This window comes from Ruania zhangjianzhongii (assembly GCF_008000995.1).
Classification (GTDB): Bacteria; Actinomycetota; Actinomycetes; order Actinomycetales; family Beutenbergiaceae; genus Ruania; species Ruania zhangjianzhongii.
On sequence record NZ_CP042828.1, the window covers coordinates 2,365,414 to 2,383,288 of the forward strand.

The window sequence follows — 17,875 nt, forward strand, 5'->3', positions numbered from 1 at the left end:
TGCATGACCGCAGATCTGGCCATCATCAACGCCACCATCGTGCCGATGACCGGCGGAGCGCCCATCGAGAACGGGGTGCTGACCGTCCGCGACGGCAGGATCGAAGAAGTTGGCACGGCCACGACAAGACCAGAGGCGACCCGCACGATCGACGCCGCTGGCTGCGCGGTCATCCCCGGGCTGGTCAACTCCCACACCCACAACGCCTCGAACATGCTGCTGCGCAGCCTGGACGAGGACGTGGAGCTCTGGCAGTGGCTGCGCTCGATGTGGGCGATGAAGCGCAACTTCGACCCGGAGACCCTGTACTGGGCCAGCCTGTGCGGCCTGATCGAGATGGCCCGTGGCGGGATCACCTGCTTCAACGAGCACTTCGACGCCTACGCCGTGGAACCGGAGGTGCGGGCCCTCGAAGAGGTGCCCCTGCGTGCCACCCTCGGTTACGGGTTCGCCGACCGCGGCGTGTACGAGTCGATCACGGACTGGTCCTGGCGCACCCTGGACAGCTTCGGCGAGAAGGTGGCCCGCCATCATGGCCGGGCCGAGGGCCGGATCCAGGTGGCGCTCTCCCCGCATGCGCCCTACTCGGTGGGCGCCCAGATGTGGCAGCTGGCCGCCACAGTGGCCGAGCAGCACGATCTGACCACGCACACGCACGTCGCCGAGGGGATGAACGAGGTGCGGTACATGGCCGAGGAGTACGGCACCACCACGGTGCAGTGGCTCGACTCGCTCGGGGTGCTCTCCTCGCGCGTCACTGCGGCACACTGCACCCGCCTGAACGCCCGGGACATCGAGATCCTCGCCGACCGGGACGTGAAGATCGCGCACTGCCCGATCTCGAACGCCAAGCTCGTGTCCGGAACGATGGACCTGGGCGCGGTCACCGAGGCGGGGATCACCGTCGGGCTGGCCACAGATGGTCCGGCCAGCCACAACACGATGGACATGTTCGAAGAGATGAAGTTCGCCGGGCTGATCCACAAGGACCGGACCCAGGAGCCCACCTTCCTGCCCGCCGGGCAGATCCTCGAACTGGCCACCGCCGGCTCAGCTGCTGCCATGCACCGCCCCGAGCTCGGCCGGCTGGTGCCCGGCGCGCCGGCGGACATCACCGTCGTCGACCTGGACCGCCCGCACACCCTGCCCGCCTATAACGCCGTCTCCACACTGGTCTACTCCAGCCGTGCTGATGACGTCCGATACACGATCGTGGCCGGCCGGGTGGTGCTGGACGACGGCGCAGTGGCGGGTCTCGATGAACGTCACGTCCGCAAGACCTTCCGTGAGCATGCCCTGGCGCTACGCGCCAGGAGCCTGTGACCTGACCCTCTGACCACAATGGAGTGAGCATGTCCGAGACCACAACCACGACCCCGGTCAAGTCGGAGGTCGACAGCCGCCCGACGATGGTGCGCACGGTGCTGCTGGGCGCCCAGCACCTGCTGGCGATGTACGCCTCGATCGCTGCTACGCCGCTTGCTCTGGCCGTTGCCCTGGATGTGCCCCAGGACCAGCTGATCTACCTGCTCACGGTGACCGCGCTGATGAGCGGTGTGGCCACGCTGATCCAGTCCATCGGGTTCTGGAAGATCGGGGCCAGGCTGCCGCTGGTGCAGGGCACCACGTTCACGGCAGTGGCGCCGATGATCCTCATCGGCAGCGAGTGGGGCTGGCCGGCGATCTTCGGCTCGACGATCGCCGCGGGGCTGATCGCCCTGATCATCGCCCCGTTCTTCTCCCGACTGTTGTTCCTGTTTCCACCAGTGGTGACCGGCACGACGATCGCGGCGGTGGGGATCTCGCTGCTGCCGATCTCGTTGATGTGGATCAACGGGGGCGACCCGACCCGAGAGACGCTCTCCCTGCCGGATCTCGGCCTGGCCGGGATCACCATCCTCACCATCCTGCTGGTGACCAAGCTGTCGAAGGGCTTCCTCGGCCGGGTGGCGGTGATGGTCGGGCTCGTGGTGGGCACGATCGTGGCCGCGATCCTCGGCCGGCTGGACCTGTCTCCGGTGGGCTCGGCGCCCTGGGTGGAGATCGTGCAGCCGTTCGAGTTCGGCTTGCCGACGTTCCCTCTCTCCGCGGTGTTCGCGATGACGCTGGTGATGATCATCTCGATGGTGGAGACCACCTCCGATGTGCTGGCGATCGGAGAGATCACCGAGACCAAGGTGGACCGGAAGCGGATCGCCGCTGCGATCCGCGCCGACGGTCTCGCCACCGCGTTGGGTGGGGTCTTCAATGCGTTCCCGTTTACTGCGTACGCCCAGAACGTCAGCCTGGTGCAGCTCACCCGGATCAAGAGCCGGTGGGTGATCGCCGCCGCTGGTGGGTTGCTGGTGGTGATCGGGCTGTTGCCGAAGGTCAGTGCCGTGGTGGCCTCCATCCCGATGGCGGTGCTCGGCGGGGGAGCGCTGGTGCTCTTCGGTGGTGTGGCCGCAGTCGGGATCAAGATCCTCGGCAAGGCCGACCTGGAGGACGCCGGCAACCTGATCATCGTCGCCGTAAGCATGGGGCTGGCGATGATGCCGGTGGCGATGCCGACCGTGTTCGCCGACCTACCCTCCGGCGTGCGCATCGTGGCGGAGAACAGCATCGTGCTCGCCTGTGTCAGTGCCATCGTGCTGAACGTGCTGTTCAACGTGATCGGCCGAGGTAGAGGTGCCGGAAAGGTGCCCGCCGAGGGCGCCGATCCCAGTACCGACGATCCCAGTACCGACGGGCCCCGTGCAGACGAGCCCCGTGCAGATGGGCCCCGTACCGACGGGCCCAGCGACGAGGTCCACTCCCGCGCCTGACGGGCCCGCGGGCGTGACGGCTGGGCTGCATCCGCGCCGTCGCCACGGAAGCCGCGGGTGCCCCTCAGCCGAGCGCCGCGGCGACCCTGCGCAGCCCGTCCGGGGCGGTGATGTCCTCACCGAGCAGCGGCACCTCGGCCAGGGGCAGGTCCGGGAGGCGGTCAGTGACGTAGCGGATGTGCTCGCTCTCCTGAGCGCGGCGCTGCACGAGCAGCGCACCGGCGTCGGCAGGGGAGCGCCGGTTCACCACCAGGGCGCTCACCGCGAGACCGGACTCCCGGAGCTGTGCGGCTAGCTCGACGGTCTCCAACGCAGGCAGGCGCTCGCCCAGGAGCACGGCGACGAACGCCGTCTGCTCGTGGTCTCGCAGCAGGTCACGCAGCCGGGTGAAGCGTTCCTGGCGGGCCAGCAACACGCTGCGGATCTCGGCGTCCCGTGCGCCTCGCGAGCCCTCGTCTCCGGAGATGGTCCGGTAGGCCGGGTCCTCCTCGTCCAGGCTGCGGATGGCGTCGGTGAACCGCTGCGCGCGGCTGTGCCGGTCCAGCATCCCCTGGGTCCAGGCGGACATCGTCTCCGGCAGGGACACCAGTCGGGCGGTGTGCCCGGAGGGTGCGGTGTCGAAGACGATCAGGTCGAAGTGGTCCAGCTGTTCGGTCACCGTGACGGCGATGCGTTCCAGGATCGCTGCCTCGAACGCGCCCGGGGCGTTCTTGGCCAGTCGGAGGTGCTTGCTGACCTCGGCGTGCAGATGGTCGGGCACCAACCGCTCCAGCCGCTCACCCACCTGCGCCAGATGCTCAGCCGTGGCGCGCTCCGGGTCGATCTCCAGCCCGCAGAGCCGGTCCGGGCCGAGCGCCGTGATCTCATCGCCGACCCGGCGGTCCCACAGGTGCCCGAGATTGTGCGCCGGGTCCGTGGAGACCACCAGCACCCGCTGCCCGGCCTTGGCTCGGGCGAGTGCGATCGTGGAGGCGATCACGGTTTTGCCCACTCCGCCCTTGCCGCCGACGAACAGCAGCCGCCGCTGACCGGCCAGGCTCAGCAGCACGCCACGGTCTCCAGCGGGGAGGTCTGCATCCCCATCCTGCGGTGCCAGTCGTGGAAGCGTTCGTAGACCACCGGCAGCAGCTCGATCGTGTAGTAGCTCACCGGGTTCGGCACGCCCAGCGACTCAGCGAGCACCACGATCATGAAGAGATCCTCCTCGTCCCGCCGGGCCCGGGCGAACGTGCGCCGGTACGGGGCGACGTAGAACTCCCGCAGCCCCCGGGCCAGCCGCTGCAGCGGTCCGTCGGGATCGCGGACCTCCTCAGTCACGGTGCTCGCCCACCTCCGCGGGATCGGACGAGGCGTCCTCGGGTTCCGGCGGAGACTTGCGCGCCCGCCCGATCGCCCGGCCGGCCGCCACGATCACCCACAGCGAGGCGATCAGGATGACCAGATCCATCACGAACAGCAGCCAGTTCTGTTCCTCGTAGAACTGGCCCAGCTGGACGACCAGGGCGTAGAGGGTCATCACGGTGACGAACACCATCGGCACCACCACCGGCGTGACCCGGCGCCGCTTGCGTATCAGCATCACCGCGAGGATGGACAGCGTCAGCGCGGCGAGGAGCTGGTTCGTGGTGCCGAACAGTGGCCAGATCACCATGCCGCCGGAACCGTCGGCACCGGCGCCGAAGCACAGCCCGATACCGAGCACCAGCACCACGAGCGTGGCCACGAACTTGCCGATCTTCAGCCCGGCCAGCTCACCGGCTTCCTGAACCACGAACCGCTGCAGCCGAACCCCGGTGTCCATCGTGGTGGCGGCGAACAGCACGGCCATCGTGGCCAGGATGGTGGCACTGAGCGAGGTGGGAAGCCCCAGCCCGCTGTTCACGATGTTTCCGCCTCCTTCGACGAACGCCGCTACGCCGCCCTCGTTGAACGCGGAGTAGACCGCCTCCCAGTCGGCCAGTGTCCGGAAGCCGGCGGTGGTCGCGATGATCGCACCCAGGGCGAGCAGGCCTTCACCCACGGCACCGAAGTAGCCGACGAACCTGGCGTCGGTCTCCTTGTCCAGCTGCTTGGAGCTGGTGCCGGAGGAAACCATGCCGTGGAACCCGGAGATCGCACCACAGGCGATGGTGACGAACAGCAGCGGGACGATGCTGGGTGTCCCCGCGGGCACCGCCTCGTTCCAGGCGGGGGCGACCATGGTCGGGGTGGCGATCAGGACGCTGCCGTAGAGGATCGCCAACCCGACGAACAGCTGCAGACCGTTGATGTAGTCCCGGGGCTGGAGCAGTACCCACACCGGCAGCATCGACGCCACCCCGGCGTAGAGGAACAGCACGACCACCCAGAACGCGTTGGCGGACAGGCCGAGCACGGTCTCCGGCAGCTCCACCGGAACCTGGTTACCGAGCACGATCAGCGCGTACAGCGCCGCCACCCCCACGATCGAGACCGCGATCAGGTTCCACTTGAACCGGTAGATCGCCTGACCCACGCCCAGTGCCACGACGAGGGCGCCCCAGGTGGGGATGACCGCCGTCGGCGTGGTGACCAGCAGATCGGAGATGACCACGGCGAACGCGGCGTTCACCATCAGCAGCAGCAGGAAGATCACCACGAGGAACAGGTTCCGGCCCTGTTTGCCGATGTAACGCCCGGATAGGGTGCCGATCGACTGTCCCTTGTGCCGCACCGAGGCCCAGAGCGCGCCGAGATCATGCATCCCGGCGAAGAACACCGTGCCGAGGGTGACCCAGAGGAACGCCGGCAGCCAGCCCCAGATCACCGCGACCGCGGGGCCGACGATCGGCGCCGCACCGGCCACCGAGGTGAAGTGGTGCCCCCAGAGGATGAACTTATTCGTCGGAACGAAGTCCACCCCGTCGCGCTGGGTGTGCGCCGGGGTCTTGAACGTGGCGTCCAGACGGTAGAGACGTGTGGCCAGGAATTTCGAGTACAGGGCGTACCCGAGGGCCATCATGGCGATTCCGATCACGGCCAGAATGAGCGAGTTCACGGCGGCTCCCATCCGCATGATGTGCGGCAGTGCCCCGGAGCCGTCAGGCCCCCCTGCGTGCGCCGGCCGCGCTGCCGAATCTCGTTGCCGGTGACGCTAGCAGAGCGCCGGGGGAGCGGCACGTCGGATCGCCGCACGACCTCCTGTTGGGTTCGGATGAATCTGCTTATGCGTATTGACACCGTTCGAATCGCACGTATGCTTATGGGCATAAGCAGCAAGGATGATGCCGAGATCTGGAAGGGCAGCAATGGCGCAGAGCAAGAGTCAGCCGGGCGCGTCTCGCACGCGTCAGGCAGACGTCGCCAAAGCTGCGGGCGTCTCCCAGGCGACCGTCTCCATGGTGCTGTCCGGCCGGAAGTCCACGCGGATCTCCGAGGAAACCCGGCAGCGCATTCTCGGCCTCAGCGGATCGCTGGGTTACAGCGCGAACCCCGCTGCACGCAGCCTCGCGGGCGGGAAGAACCGCATCCTCGGCGTCTTCACCTACGAGCCGACCTTCCCGATCGCCGGGCTGGACCAGTACTACCCGTTCCTGCTCGGTATCGAGTCCGAGGCGGAACGGCTGCAGCAGAACCTGCTGCTTTTCACCAGTGCGAGCTCCGGCGGCGCCGGCAGCCCGCGGAGCATCTACGCAGGCAGCGTCAACCAGCTCGGTATCGCTGACGGCAGCATCCTGCTCGGTCGTGGTGAGGACCGCGATGAGGTCGCGCGGCTGTCGAAGGAGGGCTACCCCTTCGTCTACATCGGTCGCCGTGAGATCAAGAATGCGAGGATCTCCTGGGTCACCGCGGACTACGAGAGCGCCACCTACGAGGTGATGACCCGGTTGGCCGAGCTCGGGCACCGGAAGCTCTTCTACGTCGGCGTGCCCGTTCCGGAAGAGCCCAACCTCGATCGATTCGCCGGCTGGCAACGCGCCCTCGACGATCACGGCATGACTGGCTCGGTGGATCGCTCCGCCGACGGCGCTGATCTGGAGGCGGAGCTCGGCGCGCAGATCAACGCCGGTGCCACCGCGATCATCGTGGAGACGCCGGAGAACGGTGCGCGGGTGTTCCGCGTGATCAAGAAGCTCGGACTGGACGTGCCGGGCGAGGTTTCCGTGGCCGTGCTGGGTGACATGGCAATACCCCGCGGCCGGAAGCAGTCCTGGTCCGGTTTCGACATGCCGTTCGGTGACATCGGTGCTGAAGCGGTCCGACTGCTGGTGGAGCTGATCTCCGACCGCACGGCAGGTCCGCGCACCTTGAAGCTGCCCTGCACCGCGCGCCCCGGCCGCACGATCGGCCGTCCGCCTGCCCGGCGCTGATGCTGCGGCGCCCGCATACCTACACAGAAGTGCTTCATCCGTCCGGGAGGGACCGCCCCTTCCGACCCGAAAGGAGACCCGTGAGTCAAGCAGTATCGCTCCATGTCGAGGCCCCGGTCCGCACCAGTGTGGACGTCGTGGTGGTGGGCAGTGGCCCGTCTGGACTGTCCGCAGCGATCAGTGCCGCCCGGCGCGGTGCTCGTACGCTCCTGGTCGAACGTTTCGGCTACGTCGGCGGAAACCTCACCGCTGGTCTGGTCGGACCGTGCATGACCTCCTACAGCCTGGATGGGTCCACCCAGCTGATCAAGGGCGTCTTCGAAGAGCTCGTGCTGCGGATGGAGGCCGACGGCCAGGCGATCCACCCCTCGAAGGTGCCGGCGAACAGCCCATACTGCGGCTACATCACCTACGGGCACGACAAGGTGACGCCGTTCGAACCGGAGGCCGTCAAAGCCACCGGGCTGGAGATGCTCCAGGAAGCGGGGGTGGAGATTCTGTTCCACACCACGGTGATCGCCCCGCGTACCGACGGCGATCAGGTCACCGGGCTCTTCATCTCCAGCAAGTCCGGGATCGAGGCGATCGATGCCAAGGTGGTGGTGGACTGTTCCGCTGACGCGGACGTCGTCGCCGGTGCGGGCGGAGAGACCATCTACGGTCGCGAGGAGGACGGTCTCGCCCAGCCGATGACGCTGTTCTGCCGGGTGACCGGAGTCGATGATGCTGCGGTCGATGAGTACGTCACCCAGGCCCAGGAGTTCCGCCCGTTCAAGTCGATCGTGGATGAGGGACGACGCGCCGGCGAGTACTCGATCCCGCGCATGGGCATCGGCCTGTACAAGACGTTGCGGCCCGGGGTGTGGCGCTTGAACACCACCCGCGTCCTCGGTGTCAGTGGTGTGGACGTGGCCGATCTGACGGCCGCGGAGATCGAGGGCCGCAAGCAGGTCCACGAGCTGATTGCCTTCCTTCGTCGGCGCGCCCCCGGTTTCAGCCAGGCCACCCTGCTCGACACGGCAGCGATGATCGGGGTGCGAGAGACGCGGCGGATCGTCGGGGACTACACCCTCACCTTGGCCGACCTGGAAACCGGCAGGCACTTCGAGGACGTCATCGGCACCTGTGGGTACCCGGTGGACATCCACAGCCCGGTGGACGCCGGCGGCCGCCTGGAGGACGACCCCACAGCGAACATCTACGAGATGCCGTTCCGGATGCTCGTCCCGCAGACCCTGGACGGTGTCCTGGTGGCCGGCCGAAGCGTCTCGGCCACGCACGAGGCGCTGGCGGCGATCCGGGTGATGCCCCCCTCGTTCGCGATGGGCCAGGCTGCCGGGACCGCAGCCGCACTGGCGGTCGCCACCGGTGTGCAACCGCGCGCTGTCGACGTCCAGGCACTGCAGGACCAGCTGCTCGAAGACAACGCCTACCTCGGGGCCGAGCGCGTCCCGCAGACGATCGGCTGATCGTGGGGGTGCTCGTTGCCCGGCGAGTCGGCCAGGCCGTGCTGGTGCTCTGGGGCGCCCTGACGATCGTGTTCGTGGTGGTCAGGATGGTCCCGGGGGAGCCGGCGGCACTGCTGCTCGGCCCCACGGCCACACCGGAGCAGATCGCCGCGCTCACCACTGAGCTCGGCTACGACGATGCGCTCGGCGTGCAGTACGTCCACTACCTGATCGACGCCGTTCGTCTGGACTTCGGCGACTCGCACCGGCTGCACGTGCCAGCAATGGCAGCAGCGCTCGGGCGGCTGCCGGCCACGATGACCTTGGCGATCAGCGCGATGGTCGTGACGATCGCCGTGGGCTTCCCGCTCGGGGTGGTGGCCGCCCGCCGGCCGAAGAGCATGGTCGGGCGGGCAGTCTCCACGATGTCGCTGGCCTTCCAAGGCATGCCGCAGTTCTGGGTGGGCATCATGCTGGTGATCATCTTCTCGGCCACGCTGAGCGTGCTGCCGTCGTCGGGTTTCACCACACCGTTGAGCCTGGTGATGCCGGCCGTGGCGCTGTCCTTGCCGTATGTCGGCTGGCTCACTCGGTCCGTGCGCAACTCCGTGATGGAGGAGCTCGACCAGCACTATGTGCGCACCGCACGCGCCAACGGCCTCCCGCGACAGCGGATCTTCTACGGCCATGTCGTGCGAAACACGCTCATTCCGGTGATCACCGTGGTGGGTCTGCTGCTCGGAGTGTTCATCGGCAGCGCCGTGATCGTGGAGCAGGTGTTCGCCTGGCCCGGGGTCGGACGTTTGCTCGTGGACGCGATCACCTACCGGGACTACTCGGTGGTGCAGGCCGCCGTGCTGGTGATCACTGCGTTGTACGTGGTGATGAACCTGGCGGTGGACCTGCTCTACAGCTTCTTGGACCCGCGCGTGCGGTTCGGAACTTCGTAAGGCGGTAGTCATGACAGCTCTCACAGCCACCAAGCCCAGAACACGCCGGGTCCGCCTGTCGTGGAATATGCGGACCATGGCCCAGGCGGTGATCGCGCTCTACGTCCTGGTCGCGGTCTTCGGGCCGCTGCTCATCCCCTACGACGCCAATGTGACCAGCACCATCGACCGTCTGCAACCACCCGGCGCCAGTCTGGACGACGGGACCACCAGTTGGCTCGGCACCGACCAGGTGGGCCGGTCCATCATCGCCCAGGTCATCTCGGGCTCCCGAGTGTCCATGCTGATCGCGGCCGCGACAGTGGGTATCGCAGGCGTCCTCGGGCTCGTTCTGGGATTGATCTCCGGTTATTTCGGCCGCTGGGGCGACTCGCTCATCATGCGGCTCGGTGACATCCAGCTCGCCTTTCCGAGCATCTTGCTCGCCATCCTGATCGCCGGTGTGCTCGGCCCGAGCGTCACCAACGTGATCTTCACCCTGGCGATCACCCGATGGGTGATCTTCGCCCGCGTCGTCCGCGCCTCCGCGCTGGTGGCGAGCAAGAGCGAGGCAGTCGAAGGAGCCAAGACCCTCGGCGTGACCAACTTCTGGATCATCGTTCGCTACATCCTGCCGCGCGTGCTCGGCCCGCTCGCCGTGGCGGCGACGGTCCAGGTGGGCCTGATGGTGATCGCCGAGGCGTCATTGAGCTTCCTCGGCCTCGGCGTACCGCTGGACCAAGCCTCCTGGGGCTCGATCATCGCCAATGGGCGCGACTACCTCTCGTCGGCCTGGTGGATCGCCGCCTTCCCGGGCCTAGCACTCGTGATCCTCGTGGTTGCCACGGGGATGGCCACCGACGGCAAACGTGCCGCCAACCAGACCATGTAAGGCGCCCAGAACCGCCGACCGCCTCTTCCCCCGGTTCACCAGTCACTCTGTTCCCTTGTTCCCCGTATCCCTGTTCAACACTCACTCGAAGGAGAGATGAATGTCCCGTCACACCCCCCTCTGGAACACCCCCATCGACCGCCGCACGTTCTTCGGCCTCACCGGTGCCGGCGCCGGTGCGCTCGTGCTCAGCTCCTGCGGTATGCAGACCGATAGTGAAGGTGCAGGCGGTGAAGAGTCCTCGGTGATCCGCGCCGCATTCGACCGCCCGATCCTCGACCTGAACCCCTTCGGCTCTGCGAACGTGGAGCAATCCACCCTCCTCGCTGCAGCGCTCATCTTCGACTCACTGGTGACCCGCACCGACGACGGCTTCGCACCACGGCTCGCCGCCGAGTGGGACCAGCCGGACGAGAACACCTGGGTCTTCACCCTCGCCGACGTGACCTACCACGACGGTCAGGCAATCACAGCCGAGGACGTCAAGGCCTGTGTCGAGAACATCGCGTCCGGCTCCACCCCGCAGGCGGCCCTCTGGGGTGCCCTGGACGCGGTGGAGGCAACGGACGAGACGACGGTAACGATCACCACGAGTTCGCCGGTGGGCACGATGTTGTCCAACCTCTCCCTCATCTCGATCGTCCCGGCCGACAAGATCGAGGACCAGAGCTTCTTTGCCACGTCGCCAGTCGGAAGCGGGCCGTTCGAAGTGGACAGCTTCACCGCCTCCGACCACCTCAACCTCACAGCAGTTGAGGACTACTGGAACGGGGCCGCGGCCTCCACGCGGTTGGAACTTCCGTACATCCCGGAGAACTCCACCCGGCTGACTGCGCTGAAGACCGGTGAGGTGGACGTCACCTGGTCGATCCCGCCGGACCAGCTCGCAGAGCTGGAAGAGCCAGGGGTGGAGGTGGTGACCGGACCAAGCTTCGTGAACTATTTCAACTGGTTCAACTCCAGCCGCGAGCCATTCACCGACGTCCGCGTGCGGCAGGCGATGTGGATGGCGATCGACGTGGCGCAGGTTGTCACCGACCTGTTCGGTGACTCAGCCGAGCTGGCGACCGCTCCGATCCCGTCACCGGTGTTCGGATACAGCGCGCAGGAGCCCTACCCCTACGACCCCGAGCAGGCGCGCTCGTTGCTCGCCGAGGCAGGTTTCGCGGACGGCTTCTCCACCCACGTGATGTGGGCTCAAGGAGTGGCGCCGCAAGCTCGACCGCTGGCGGAGTCGTTCGCCTCCTACTGGCAGGAGATCGGAGTGACGGTGGAGCTGCAGGAACTCGAGCAGGCCCAGTGGCTGGACCGCCTCCTGGCTCTGGACTGGGACATGGACCTGCAGAACGCGGGCAATGCCACCGGGGATGCCGACTACACCCTCGGTCGCCTCTACAGCACCGATGCGAACCGGATGGGCTACTCCAACCCCGAGCTCGACGAGATCCTCAGCGGCGCCCGGAGCACCACCGATCAGGACCAGCGAGCCGAGCTGTACGCCCAAGCGTGCAAGATCATCTGGGATGACGCCGTCGGCATCTTCCCGCTCGCCCCGCTGGCTACCTACGGGGTGCGCGACGGCGTTGAGGGCCTGGCGCCGGCGCCGAACAACCAGCCGGACTTCGTGCCGGTGCATCATTCGGCATGAGCGCGGGCACGATGACGGCACCAGGCGAGGCAGCCCCTACCGAAGAGGCGGCCGCGGCACTCGAAGTCGATCACCTGCACGTGGCGTACCGCCGAGGCGACGAGGTGCTCGAGGCGGTGCGGGATGTCTCCTTCCGGGTGGAGCGAGGTGAGACAGTAGCGCTCGTCGGTGAGTCCGGAAGTGGCAAGAGCACGATCGGGTTCGCGCTCATGGGCCTGCTCCCGGCCGGTGTCGGTGAGGTGACCAGCGGCACGGTGCAGTTCCTCGGATCCGCGCTGGACGTGACCTCCGAGGCCGACCTTTCCCAGGTACGCGGCCGGAAGATGTCGATGGTGTTCCAGGACCCGCTGACGTCGCTCAACCCGGTGCTGACCGTGGGTAAGCAGCTGTCGGAACTGTTCACCGTCCACCAGAAGCTGGGCCGACGCGAGGCCTGGCGGCGGGCAGTGGACCTGCTCCGAACCGTCCGCATTCCGGATCCGCAGCGGCGTGCCAGGCAGTATCCGCAACAGCTCTCCGGCGGCATGCGCCAGCGGGTGGTGATGGCGATGGCATTGGCACAGCATCCGCAGATGGTGATCGCGGACGAACCCACCACCGCGCTGGACGTGACCGTGCAGGCGCACGTGATGGAGCTGCTCGAGGACCTCGCGAAGCAGACCGGGGCCGGCACGCTACTGATCACCCATGACCTCGGCGTGGTCGCCTCGTATGCTCGGCGCGTCTACATCCTCTACGCCGGCAGCGTGATGGAGCGCGGCCCGATCCGGGAGATCTACGAACGGCCCGCCCACCCGTACACGGAGGGGCTGCTGCAGTCCGTCCCACGGGTGACGGGAGAGCAGCAGGACCTGCGCCCCATCCCGGGCAGCCCACCCAACATCGCGGAGCCGGTCGCCGGCTGCCCGTTCAACACGCGCTGCCCCCTGGCTACCGACCGGTGCCGGGACGAGGTTCCGCAGATGGTGCCCGTGGCTGACGGCCGGGACTCGGCCTGCCACTATGCGAAGGAGGTGTACGCCGGTGAGCACGACGCCACGCTCCGTGCTGAGCGCGACTGACCTGACCAGCACGTACCGACTCAAGGGAAGCCTGCTCCGGCGCGGTCCCAGCGAGGTGCAGGCAGTGGCGGGCATCGACCTCGAGCTGGCCGAGGGTGAAGCGCTCGGCCTCGTCGGGGAGTCCGGCTGCGGTAAATCGACAGTGGCCCGCGCGATCGTCGGACTGCAGCCGGTGGCGAGCGGATCAGTGCAGGTGTGCGGACAGGACCTGATGGCCCTGCGCTCGCGCGAACGCCGCGCCGCACGCCGCCAGGTCCAGATGATCTTCCAGGACCCGTACTCCTCGCTGAATGCAGACATGACGGTCCACGACCTGCTCACCGAAGGGTGGCGGGCGCACCGTGGCATCCTCGAACCGGACCGGTGGGACCGGCGGGTGGACGAGTTGCTGGAGATGGTCGGGCTGAGCTCTCACCACGCCGACCGCAAGCCCCGCGAGTTCTCCGGCGGCCAGCTGCAGCGAATCGCTATCGCCCGCGCGCTGAGCGTGGAGCCGCGACTCCTGGTGGCCGACGAGGCGGTCTCGGCCCTGGACGTGTCGGTGCAGGCGCAGGTGCTGAACCTGTTGGACGATCTGCGCAAGCGGCTCGGCCTCGGCATCCTGTTCATCTCCCACGATCTCGCCGTGGTGCGGCACCTGTGCGATCGAGTTGCCGTGATGTACCTCGGCAAGATCGTCGAGACCGGTGCCACCGCGGAGGTGTTCGCCGGGCCCACCCACCCCTACACCCAGTTGTTGCTGGACTCGGTGCCGGACCTGTACCCGTGGGAGTCCGAAGTGCAGGACCGGCTGCCGGAGTCGGGGGAGCTGCCCTCACCGATCGATCCGCCGTCTGGGTGCCGGTTCCGCACCCGGTGCCCGCTCGCCAGCGCGGTCTGCGCGAGCGACCTCCCGGTGCTCGAGTCGGCCGGCGGGGCGGCCCCAGGGCACACAGCGGCGTGTCACTTCAAGGAGGAGGCGCTTCAGGGTGCCTGGCGGGACGCGGTGGCGTAGAAGACCCTCGGCGATCCGTCAGCATGCCGCGCGGCGGCCCTCGGCCCCTTGCTCCGAGACAACGTTGTCGTCTAACGTGATGCGGAACACAAAGTGGTGGTCAGCCAGGAGGCGACACCGACGTCGTCGAGAGGTGTCGCCACCGGACCGGCCGTGAGCACACAGCCCCAGCCCGCGGGTACGCCTTTCAATCATTGGAGAGAGATATGGCTGCGAAGCGCTTGAAGTACCTGTCCCTCGGAGCCAGCGTTGCAGTGATCGCGGGCCTTGCCGCATGCAGTGAGGGCGACCCCGGCCAGGAGGAGCCCGGGGGTGAAGAAGGTGGCGAGATCCAGACCGTCGGGCTGATGGTCCAGGACCTGTCCAACCCGTTCTTCGGTGCGATGGAGGACGCCCTGGTGGCGGCGGCCGAACCGCAGGGGATCGAGGTCAACGTCCAGGACGGACAGCAGGACCTGAACACCCAGAACAACCAGATCGACACCTTCATCCAGCAGCAGGTGGACGCGATCCTGATCAACGCCGTCGACTCCGAGGGCATCGGCCCGGCCGTCCAGCGCGCCACCGACGCGGGAATCATCGTGGTGGCCGTGGATGTGGCGGCCGAAGGCGCCCAGGCCACGGTCACGTTGGACAACACCGCAGCGGGCGAGGTGGCGTGCACCTACCTGTTCGAGCAGATGGGTGGCTCCGGCGACATCCTGGTGGTGGACGGCACGCCGATCACCTCGGTGCAGGACCGGATGACCGGCTGCGAAGCGGTGATGGAGGAGAACCCGGACATCAACGTCGTCGGGCACCAGAACGGTGACAACGGCCGGCAGGAGGCGCTGAGCCTCACCCAGGACATGCTCACCGCCAACTCGGAGATCGACGGCATCTTCGCCATCAACGACCCGAGCGCTCTCGGCGCGACCCTGGCAGCCGAGCAGGCCGGCTACAGCGACCTGACGATCGTCGGCGTGGACGGCTCCCCGGAAGCGGTCGAAGCGCTCGAGGACCCGGACTCGATGTTCTCCGGAACCGCGAAGCAGGATCCGGGCGCTCAGGTGGAGATGGGCCTGGAGATGGCCCAGCAGCTCATCGCCGGTGAGGAGCTGGAGGAGGACTACGTGGAGATCCGCACCGAGATGCTCACCCGGGACAACCTGGAGGAGTACGAGGGCTGGTGAGCCCGGGCCTTTCCACTGATGACCGGGGCTGCCATGACTGACCGACCCGTACCGCACACGAGCGTGCTCTGGCTGGAGAACATCTCCAAGAAGTTCGCCGGGACGACAGTGCTGCACGGTGTCGACCTCGAGGTGCGAGCCGGCGAGGTGCACGCCCTGATGGGTGAAAACGGCGCCGGCAAGTCCACCCTGATGAAGGTGGTCGGGGGAGTCCATCAGCCCGACACCGGCCAGGTACGGGTGAACGGGCAGGAACTGGTCCTGGCCAGCCCGAAGGATGCCATCGCCGCGGGGATCGCGATGATCCACCAAGAGCTGAGCACCGTGCCGTACATGACCGTGGCCGACAACCTGGCCCTGGGGAGGGAACCTACCCGCGCACGCTACGTCGTCGACCGGGAAGCCCTGATAGCCGAGGCACAGCGCAAGCTGGACCGGATCGGGGTACGGGTGAACCCGAAGGCCAAGATGGTGGACCTCTCGGTCGGCCAGCAGCAGATGGTCGAGATCGCCCGAGCCGTGGACCAGCAGGCGAAGATCCTGGTGCTCGACGAGCCCACCGCGGCCCTCTCGGATGCCGAGTCGGAGCGGCTGTTCACCCTGGTGGACTCGATGCGCGAGCGCGGGATGGGCCTGATCTACATCTCCCACCGACTGGACGAGGTCTGGCGACTGGCCGACCGGGTCACCGTGCTCCGCGACGGGCATCTGGTCGGTACCTCCGAGCGTGGCGCCGTGGACCAGGACGAGATCGTGCGGCAGATGGTCGGCCGGCGGATCGAGTCGCTGTACGTGCGCGAGAACCGGTCAGCCGGCGAGGTGGTGCTGGAGGTCAGCGACATCATCTCCGCCGAACGGGGTATCGGGCCGGTATCGCTCTCGGTCCGGGCCGGTGAGGTGGTCACCCTCGTCGGCCTGATCGGCGCCGGGCGCACCGAGACCGTGCGGATGATCTACGGCGCGGATCTCCCGGACTCCGGCTCGGTCCGCCTGCACGGGAAGAACGTCTCCATCCAGTCGGCCACGGACGCGCTGAAGGTGGGCATCGGGCTGCTGCCGGAGAGCCGCAAGGAACAGGCGCTGTTCCCGAGCCGGGACGTGGTGGACAACATCACCATCACGTCCCTGAAAACCACCTCGCGGTTCGGTGTGCTGGCGCGAGCACGGCTGCTGCAGACGGCCAAGGAATACATCGACATGCTGCGGATCCGCGCCCAGTCCGCCCGGCAGCTGGTCAGCACCCTGTCCGGCGGGAACCAGCAGAAAGTGGTGCTCTCCCGCCTGCTGGCCAGCTCCACCGAGGTGCTGATCCTGGACGAACCGACCCGTGGGGTGGACGTCGGCGCCAAGCACGAGATCTACGAGATCATCAACGGTCTCGCCGCCGAGGGGAAGGCGGTGCTGATCGTGTCCTCGGACCTTCCGGAGGCGATGGGGATCAGCGACCGGCTGCTGGTCTACCGGGACGGGCAGATCGTCACCGAGCTCACCGCGGCCGACACCTCGGAAGAAGAAGTGATGATGTTTGCCACCGGTCTGGCAGGGAGTGAAGAGCGCGATGACTGACGGAACTGTGCACAGCGGGCCCGGGCCGGAGGCGCCGCCGGAGACCTCGAGGATCGCGTGGCTGCTCAAGCAGGGCCTGCGGATCTGGGAGACCTGGGGCATCGGTGTGGTGCTGGTGCTGCTGGTGGCGCTGATGTCCTTCATCGCCCCGCACTTCTTCAGCCTGTCCAACCTGTTCAACATCGCTCGGTCCACCTCGATCATCGCGGTGCTTGCCGCCGGGATGACCGTGGTGATCCTGATCGCCGGGATCGATCTCTCGGTGGGGTCGGTGCTGGCCGTCTCCGGGGTGATCTCAGTGATCGGCTGGAACGCCGGCCTGCCCGCGGTGGTGGCGGTTCTCCTCGGCGTGATCGTCGGGGCACTGGCCGGGATGCTGAACGGGATGCTGGTCGCCTACCTCTCCTTGGCCGGCTTCATCGTCACGCTCGCCGGGCTGACGGCGTATCGCGGGGTGGCCTACGCCCTCACCGATGGTCGTCCGCTCACCGCCGAGGGCACGCTCGGGTTCCACCTGCTCGGCGACGGCAACTTCATCGGCGTGCCGATCCCGGTCTGGATCATGATCGCCACTTACGCGATCCTCTGGTTCCTGCTCGAGCGCACCACCTTCGGCAAGCACGTCTACGCAGCCGGCGGCAATGCCGAGGCCGCACGGATGGCCGGTCTGCGCACCAATCTGATCTTCGCCTCCGCCTATGCGATCTCCGGGGTCACCGCGGGTATCGCCGGGGTGATGTTCATGGCCCGGGTGCAGTCCGGCCAGCCCACCGCCGGGGAGGGGTATGAGCTGCAGGCGATCGCGGCCGTGGTGCTCGGCGGCACGAGCCTGATGGGCGGGCGCGGGCGCGTGCTCTCCACGCTGGTCGGAGCGTTGATCATCGGGGTGCTGACCAATGGGATGGTGCTGATGAACACCCCGTTCTTCACCCAGCTGATCGTGCAGGGCGTGGTGATCGTGCTCGCCGTCTCGATCGACCGGCTGCGGGTCCGGTATGTGAAGTAGTTTTCCGCTGTCGACGGCGGAGCTCGC

The 17,875-nt window shown here is 67.5% G+C and carries 15 protein-coding genes; 12 read left to right on the forward strand and 3 right to left on the reverse strand.

The window, feature by feature from the left end; genetic code table 11:
* The first annotated feature begins 3 nt into the window (after nt 1-3).
* Nucleotides 4-1,323 (forward strand): amidohydrolase family protein, encoded by a 1,320-nt coding sequence (locus FU260_RS10975; RefSeq protein WP_210418249.1) that lies wholly within the window; start codon nt 4-6, stop codon nt 1,321-1,323.
* 29 nt (nt 1,324-1,352) lie between these two features.
* Nucleotides 1,353-2,804 (forward strand): nucleobase:cation symporter-2 family protein, encoded by a 1,452-nt coding sequence (locus FU260_RS23585; RefSeq protein WP_168211739.1) that lies wholly within the window; start codon nt 1,353-1,355, stop codon nt 2,802-2,804.
* Between the two features lie 64 nt (nt 2,805-2,868).
* On the opposite strand, the gene FU260_RS10985 is transcribed toward FU260_RS23585, so the two are convergent.
* From FU260_RS10985 to FU260_RS10995, 3 genes are read right to left on the reverse strand one after another with little or no spacing between them, the layout of a single operon-like run.
* On the reverse strand, nt 2,869-3,852 hold the full coding sequence (locus tag FU260_RS10985; protein WP_147917097.1) for an ArsA family ATPase: 984 nt from the start codon (nt 3,850-3,852) through the stop codon (nt 2,869-2,871).
* Nucleotides 3,843-4,121, reverse strand: coding sequence for a cory-CC-star protein (locus FU260_RS10990; RefSeq protein ID WP_235912201.1), 279 nt, complete (start codon nt 4,119-4,121; stop codon nt 3,843-3,845). The genes FU260_RS10985 and FU260_RS10990 overlap by 10 nt, the downstream gene beginning before the upstream one ends.
* Nucleotides 4,114-5,820, reverse strand: coding sequence for a carbon starvation CstA family protein (locus FU260_RS10995; protein WP_147917098.1), 1,707 nt, complete (start codon nt 5,818-5,820; stop codon nt 4,114-4,116). The genes FU260_RS10990 and FU260_RS10995 overlap by 8 nt, the downstream gene beginning before the upstream one ends.
* Before the next feature lie 250 nt (nt 5,821-6,070).
* Between FU260_RS10995 and FU260_RS11000 the strand changes: the two genes are divergently transcribed.
* From FU260_RS11000 to FU260_RS11045, 10 genes are all read left to right on the forward strand, one after another.
* A complete protein-coding gene (locus tag FU260_RS11000; RefSeq protein ID WP_168211740.1) occupies nt 6,071-7,132 on the forward strand; it encodes a LacI family DNA-binding transcriptional regulator in 1,062 nt (353 codons plus the stop codon).
* A gap of 80 nt (nt 7,133-7,212) precedes the next feature.
* The gene (locus tag FU260_RS11005) at nt 7,213-8,601 is read left to right on the forward strand and encodes an FAD-dependent oxidoreductase (RefSeq protein WP_235912202.1); all 1,389 of its coding nucleotides are present in this window, start codon (nt 7,213-7,215) and stop codon (nt 8,599-8,601) included.
* Nucleotides 8,602-8,603: 2 nt separating this feature from the next.
* Nucleotides 8,604-9,530, forward strand: coding sequence for an ABC transporter permease (locus tag FU260_RS11010; protein ID WP_147917101.1), 927 nt, complete (start codon nt 8,604-8,606; stop codon nt 9,528-9,530).
* A gap of 10 nt (nt 9,531-9,540) precedes the next feature.
* Complete coding sequence (locus FU260_RS11015) at nt 9,541-10,401, forward strand: ABC transporter permease (RefSeq protein ID WP_210418250.1); 861 nt, start codon at nt 9,541-9,543, stop codon at nt 10,399-10,401.
* A 100-nt stretch (nt 10,402-10,501) separates the two neighbouring features.
* On the forward strand, nt 10,502-12,049 hold the full coding sequence (locus FU260_RS11020) for an ABC transporter substrate-binding protein (RefSeq protein ID WP_147917102.1): 1,548 nt from the start codon (nt 10,502-10,504) through the stop codon (nt 12,047-12,049).
* The gene (locus tag FU260_RS11025) at nt 12,046-13,110 is read left to right on the forward strand and encodes an ABC transporter ATP-binding protein (RefSeq protein WP_222847971.1); all 1,065 of its coding nucleotides are present in this window, start codon (nt 12,046-12,048) and stop codon (nt 13,108-13,110) included. The genes FU260_RS11020 and FU260_RS11025 overlap by 4 nt, the downstream gene beginning before the upstream one ends.
* A complete protein-coding gene (locus tag FU260_RS11030; protein WP_222847972.1) occupies nt 13,073-14,104 on the forward strand; it encodes an ABC transporter ATP-binding protein in 1,032 nt (343 codons plus the stop codon). Before FU260_RS11025 ends, FU260_RS11030 begins: the two co-directional genes overlap by 38 nt.
* A 206-nt stretch (nt 14,105-14,310) precedes the next feature.
* A complete protein-coding gene (locus FU260_RS11035) occupies nt 14,311-15,276 on the forward strand; it encodes an ABC transporter substrate-binding protein (protein WP_147917104.1) in 966 nt (321 codons plus the stop codon).
* A gap of 33 nt (nt 15,277-15,309) precedes the next feature.
* Complete coding sequence (locus FU260_RS11040) at nt 15,310-16,842, forward strand: sugar ABC transporter ATP-binding protein (protein ID WP_147917105.1); 1,533 nt, start codon at nt 15,310-15,312, stop codon at nt 16,840-16,842.
* On the forward strand, nt 16,835-17,848 hold the full coding sequence (locus tag FU260_RS11045; protein ID WP_147917106.1) for an ABC transporter permease: 1,014 nt from the start codon (nt 16,835-16,837) through the stop codon (nt 17,846-17,848). Before FU260_RS11040 ends, FU260_RS11045 begins: the two co-directional genes overlap by 8 nt.
* The last annotated feature ends 27 nt before the right edge of the window (nt 17,849-17,875 follow it).